The sequence below is a fragment of the Kitasatospora sp. NPDC036755 genome (assembly GCF_040636595.1).
In the GTDB taxonomy this organism is placed as follows: domain Bacteria; phylum Actinomycetota; class Actinomycetes; order Streptomycetales; family Streptomycetaceae; genus Kitasatospora.
Window position 1 is genome coordinate 1 of sequence record NZ_JBEZUT010000538.1, and the last position, 3,743, is coordinate 3,743.

General features: G+C 73.5%; 5 protein-coding genes. 1 reads left to right on the top strand and 4 read right to left on the bottom strand.

The genetic code is table 11. The features are described from left to right. The 4 genes from AB0E96_RS39465 to rimP form a co-directional block, all read right to left on the bottom strand. Positions 1 to 361, bottom strand: a 361-nt coding sequence (locus tag AB0E96_RS39465; RefSeq protein ID WP_359831436.1) for a translation initiation factor IF-2 N-terminal domain-containing protein, incomplete at its 3' end; no start/stop codon positions are given. 228 nt (positions 362 to 589) lie between these two features. Next, complete coding sequence (locus tag AB0E96_RS39470) at positions 590 to 832, bottom strand: YlxR family protein (RefSeq protein WP_359831438.1); 243 nt, start codon at positions 830 to 832, stop codon at positions 590 to 592. Between the two features lie 127 nt (positions 833 to 959). Continuing rightward, the gene (gene nusA, locus AB0E96_RS39475) at positions 960 to 1,961 is read right to left on the bottom strand and encodes a transcription termination factor NusA (protein ID WP_359831440.1); all 1,002 of its coding nucleotides are present in this window, start codon (positions 1,959 to 1,961) and stop codon (positions 960 to 962) included. Positions 1,962 to 2,016: 55 nt separating this feature from the next. Next, a complete protein-coding gene (gene rimP, locus AB0E96_RS39480; protein ID WP_359831442.1) occupies positions 2,017 to 2,556 on the bottom strand; it encodes a ribosome maturation factor RimP in 540 nt (179 codons plus the stop codon). Between the two features lie 281 nt (positions 2,557 to 2,837). Between rimP and AB0E96_RS39485 the strand changes: the two genes are divergently transcribed. Continuing rightward, positions 2,838 to 3,743, top strand: a 906-nt coding sequence (locus AB0E96_RS39485) for a ferritin-like domain-containing protein (protein ID WP_359831444.1), incomplete at its 3' end; no start/stop codon positions are given.

The following is a 3,743-nucleotide window of genomic DNA, read 5'->3' on the forward strand; positions in this document are numbered from 1 at the left end:
AGCCCGGTTTGGGGGGGGGGGGGGGGGTGGCGGCCGGCGCGGAAGGCGCGGCGGCAGCCGGGGTCGGACGGGGACCAGGGGCCGCGGCGGGGCGCGGACCCGGGGTCGGAGCCCCCGGCTTCGGGGCACCCGAACCGGCGGCGGGGGAGGGCGCCGCGGTCTTCCGCGGACCCGGCTTGGCAGCGGAACCACCACCGGTGGGGGCCACACCAAGCGCGTCAGTCAACTTGCGCACGACCGGCGCCTCGATCGTCGAGGACGCCGAACGGACGAACTCACCGAGCTCGGTGAGCTTGGCCATGACGGCCTTGCTCTCCAAGCCAAGCTCCTTGGCGAGTTCATAAACCCGGACCTTAGCCACTTCACTCCTGTCTATGAGTCCGGGGGTCTCGTCCGCCGGACTGTCGCTACTTCATGGGCGTACCCATCGCGTACTCATCGCGTACTCATCGAGTGCTCATCGCAATCTCGACCTACTTCCACATCGCGAGGTACCTGACTGGTGCACGGCGCGCGGCTGCCCGAGCGCTGTGCTTGTTGCGGTGGTTCTCCGCCGCGCGAGCGGCGGCCGTCGCGGAAGGCGGCCCTGCTACGAGGCTTCGCCCGCCCGCTCCCCGATGAACCCGCGGAGCCGCTCGGTGTCGAGCGCGCCCTGGAGCCGGAAGGCCCGGGGGAACGCCCGGCGGCGGACCGCGAGGTCGAGGCAGGCCGAGTCGGGGTGCAGGTGAGCGCCCCGGCCCGGGAGTGCGCCACGGGGATCAGGGACGCACTCGCCCTCGACCGCCGTGACACGCAACAGCTGGTGCTTGGCCGCGCGCTTGCGGCAGCCCACGCAGGTGCGTTCCGGGCGTGCTCGGACATGCGTCCGGCCAGACGAAGGCAAGTCTACCCCTCCGAAGCGACATGGCGCCGCCCCGCCGGTCCCGGAGGACCGGCAGGGGCGCCGACGACAACACTGATTACTGGGCCTGCGATTCCTCGGCCTGGCCCTCGGTGTCCGGCCGGATGTCGATCCGCCACCCGGTCAGGCGCGCGGCCAGGCGGGCGTTCTGGCCCTCCTTGCCGATCGCCAGCGACAGCTGGTAGTCCGGCACGATCACCCGCGCGGAGCGCTGGGCGAGGTCCACGATCTCCACGCTGGTCACCCGCGCGGGCGACAGGGCCGCGGCCACCATCTCCCGGGGGTCCTCCGACCAGTCGACGATGTCGATCTTCTCGCCGTGCAGCTCGCCCATCACCGCGCGCACCCGGGAGCCCATCGGGCCGATGCAGGCGCCCTTGGCGTTCAGGCCCTGGCGGCGCGACCAGACCGCGATCTTGGTCCGGTGGCCGGCCTCACGGGCGATCGCCGCGATCTCCACGCTGCCGTCCGCGATCTCCGGGACCTCCAGCGCGAACAGCTTCTTCACCAGGCTCGGGTGGGTGCGCGACAGGGTCACGGAAGCCCCGCGGACGCCCCGGCGCACGGCCACCACGTAGCACTTCAGCCGGGTGCCGTGCCGGTAGTCCTCGCCCGGGACCTGCTCCTGCGGCGGCAGGATGGCCTCCAGCTTGCCGATGTCGACCAGCACGTTCTTCGGGTCGTTGCCCTGCTGGACGACACCGGTGACGATGTCGCCCTCCTTGCCCGCGTACTCGCCGAAGGTCTGGTCGTCGGCGGCGTCGCGCAGGCGCTGCATCATCACCTGGATGCCGATGCTGGACGCGATCCGGCCGAAGCCGCTCGGGGTGTCGTCGAACTCCTTCGGCTCGACGCCCTCGTCCAGCTCCGCCGGGTCCTCCATGGCCCACACGGTGACGTGGCCGCTCTTGCGGTCCAGGTGCACCCGGGCCCGGCGGCGCGAGCCCTCGGTGCGGTGGTACGCGGTGAGGAGGGCGGACTCGATGGACTCGACCAGCAGGTCGAAGGGGATGTTCTTCTCGTTGACCAGCGTGCGCAGGGCACTCATGTCGATGTCCACGGCTACGCCTCCTCGTCTTTCGTCACGTTCGTCATGGTCGTACGGCACCGGAGGGTCACTCGGCGCCGTCCTCCCCCTCGTCGAGGTCGGCGGCCTCGTCCAGGAGCGCCTCGTCGTCCTTGCGGTTGAACTCCACCTGGACGCGGGCCCGGGCCACCTCGGCGTACGCCAGACGGCGCTCCTTCGGGCGGCCACGCCCCTTCACCGGCTGCACCTCGACCAGCGCGCCGTCCTCGTCGGCCTCCAGCACCCGGGCGACGATCTCCCCGCCGTCCACCAGGTGGATCCTGGCCAGCCGACCCTCGGCGCGCTGCCAGTGCCGGGGCAGGACCAGCGGGCGCTCCGCACCCGGCGAGCCGACCTCCAGCAGGTACGCGTCGTCCCCCATCAGGTCCGACTCGTCCAGGGCCTCACCGACCACCCGGCTGAACTCGGCGATGGTGTCCATGTCCACGCCGCCGTCGGTGTCGACGTCGATCTGCACCTGCCGACGGCTGCCCGCCCGGGTGACCCTGACCTCCTCCAGATCCAGTCCGGCCTGCTCGGCCAGCGGCTCCAGCAACGCTCGCAGCCGGTCGGTGTGGGTGGTGCTCATCCGGGTGGACTCCTCGGCCGCGTCTGCTGTTGTCAGAAGGTCGCTCCGCGTCCCCGGTGCCACACCGGATCACGGCAGCTCGGCCCAAAGCCTATCCGGTCAAGCCCCCATCCACCGATTCCGGACCTCCGCCGAGCACGCCCGCACCACCCACTGCGAGCAAGCTCACACCCCGCACGCCGTCCTCGAACCGGGCCCGGGAACGTGGGGATTCTGTAATCATTCACGCCAACGAGGGCAGGCGGGGAGGCCGTCCTCCCGTACCCGCCGGAGTGACCCCGATGCAGCCGCCCAGCCGACGGACCTTCCTGGCCCTCGGACTGCTCACCACCCTCACCGCCTGCACCGCCGGCCACGGCGGCCGCCCGGGCGACCCGGCCCCGACCAGGGACCCGGACACCCCCGCGCGCCTCCGGGCGGTCGCCGACACCGACGTCCTGCTCGGCGCCTACGACGGCCTGCTCGCCGCCCCGGGCGCCCAGACCGCCCTGCTCCAGCCCCTGCGCGACGACACCGTCCGGCACCGCGCCGCCCTCGCCCAGGGCCTGCCGACCGCGACCGCGAGCCCCTCCCCCACCGGCACCCCGGACCGTGCCCTGCCCACCCTCCCGGAGCTGGCCCTCGCGGAGCGCCGGACCGCCGAGTCCCGCCTCCGCGGCCTCGACGGGGTCAGCCCGTCCCTCGCCCTGCTGCTCGCCTCCGTCTCCGCCTCCAACGCCCTGCACGCCGTGGCCCTGGGCGACCCGACCCCGGTCACGACCCCCGACGGCGGCACCGGCGCCGAACGCGCCGCCGAGCCCGCCGCCGTGCCCGTCCTGCAGGGCGCCCTCGGCGCCGAGCACGCCGCCGTCTACGGCTACGGGGTGGTCGGCGCCCACCTCCCGGACGACCCCCAGCGCACCGAGGCCCGCACCACCCACGCCGCCCACCAGGCCCAACGCGACGCCTGGCAGCGCCTCCTGACCAGCGCCTCCGCCACCCCCACCCCCGCCGCGGGCGGCTACCAGCTCCCCTTCCCCGTCGCCTCCCCCGCCGACGCCGGCAAACTCGCCGTCCACCTGGAGACCCGGCTGACCGCCACCTACGGCGCCAGCCCCCTGTTCGACCAGCAGGACCTGCTCCAGGAAGTCCCCGGCGAGGCCGTCCAGCCGGGCGCCGAAGTAGCCGGCCCTGATGCGGGCGGCCTT

Bases quoted from the DNA above. Each gene is read 5' to 3' on its own strand.
- rimP (WP_359831442.1), bottom strand. From the start codon at position 2,556: ATGAGCACCACCCACACCGACCGGCTGCGAGCGTTGCTGGAGCCGCTG.